This is a genomic window from Mesorhizobium sp. M7A.F.Ca.CA.003.01.2.1, from assembly GCF_003998945.1.
In the GTDB taxonomy this organism is placed as follows: domain Bacteria; phylum Pseudomonadota; class Alphaproteobacteria; order Rhizobiales; family Rhizobiaceae; genus Mesorhizobium; species Mesorhizobium ciceri.
Window position 1 is genome coordinate 1 of record NZ_RZRA01001181.1, and the last position, 1,431, is coordinate 1,431.

Annotated in this window: 1 protein-coding gene and 1 pseudogene; both read right to left on the reverse strand. The window is 62.7% G+C overall.

Annotated elements, in window-relative coordinates:
* A pseudogene (locus EN969_RS36380) lies at positions 1 to 154 on the reverse strand (succinate-semialdehyde dehydrogenase (NADP(+))); the annotation flags it as partial.
* A gap of 190 nt (positions 155 to 344) precedes the next feature.
* Complete coding sequence (locus EN969_RS31000; RefSeq protein ID WP_063168175.1) at positions 345 to 1,295, reverse strand: AEC family transporter; 951 nt, start codon at positions 1,293 to 1,295, stop codon at positions 345 to 347.
* Positions 1,296 to 1,431 lie beyond the last annotated feature (136 nt).

The following is a 1,431-nucleotide window of genomic DNA, read 5'->3' on the forward strand; positions in this document are numbered from 1 at the left end:
GGCGGGTCTCGGCCTTGCCCGACTTCGGCACGGTGCCGATCTTGAGACCGGTGGCAGGGTTGTTGACGTCGACCGTCTGGCCGCTGTCGGCCTGCACCCATTCGCCATTGATGAGATTGGCCTGCCGCATGAAATGGCTGGTTTTCTGAAGCATGCTATCCTCCGTTCGGCGCCCTGACGGGCGGGTCTGTGAAATCTTCGGTGCGCGTGCGCCATGGACTGAGGCCGGCACGCCGGAGCCACTGCTCTTTACCGAGGGCAAGGCACGCAAGCAATCGCAAGATGGCATATAGGGCTTGGGCCAGAGCGAGACGAGAGCAGGCTGACGTGCTTACACCGATGCCTTACCCGAAAACGTACAAGACAACAGTCAGCCAGAACGCGGTGGTGACGGCGGCGCAGGCCGTGGCGAGGGTCATCTGGTTCGACGCCAGCGCCTGGCCGGTGTTGAACTGCACCGCGATCAGATAGGAATTGACGCCGGATGGCATCGCGGCCACCATCACCGCCACCTTGGCCGTCAAGGGCGGCATGCCGAGCAACCAGACGAAGACCAGCACCAGCGCCGGCATCAGGAACAGCTTCAGCACCGAAAGCGCCAACGCCGGCCGGACATTGCCCGATATGCCGAAACGGCGCAGGCTGAGCCCCATGGCGAACAGCGCCACTGGCCCGGCAGTGCCAGCCAGCGTATCGACCAGCCGCGTGGCAAGGTTCGGCAGCGGCGCGCCGGTTAGGCGCCAGGCCAGCCCGGCCAGGATACCGATGATCAGGGGATTGGTGAACAGTCTTCTCAGAAAGCTCTGGACGATGCGCAGCAGGTGTACGGGCTCACTGCCACCGCGGCCAAATATCTCGAACATGATGATCGAAGCCATCATCATGGTCGGCAGATGCACGGAAACGAGCAGCGACAGCACTTCGAATCCCCTCGACCCGAATACGCCGAGAACGAAGGGAATGCCCAGCAGCACCACATTCGAGAAGGACGACGACACTCCACCGACGATGCCTGCGCGTGCGTCCCGCCCGAAGATCCGCGTCGTCACCAGATGGCCGGCAGCCCATGTCATTGCAACCGCCGTGAAGTAAGCGCCCCACAGCGGCCAAGGCGCCACGCCATGGAAGTCGGACTTCACCATCGTCTGGAACAGCAGCAGCGGCATCGCCACGTTGATGGCAAATTCCGAAATCCCCTCGCCGCTCGCCGGCTTCAGATAGCCGGTGAGCCCGGCGAGGTAGCCGAGCGCGACAAGGCTGAAGACGAAAAGAACGGTTTCGGTGAGCGGAGACATTTTTACCGTGAGGGGCGGGTTCCCCGTGATAGGCGAGCCAGGACCGCGACGCAATCGCGCCTGAATTTGATCATCGTCGGCTGGCAGCGTTATAGAGGGCTTGGATCATCAGGGCGGACACGAACGACAAATGGCC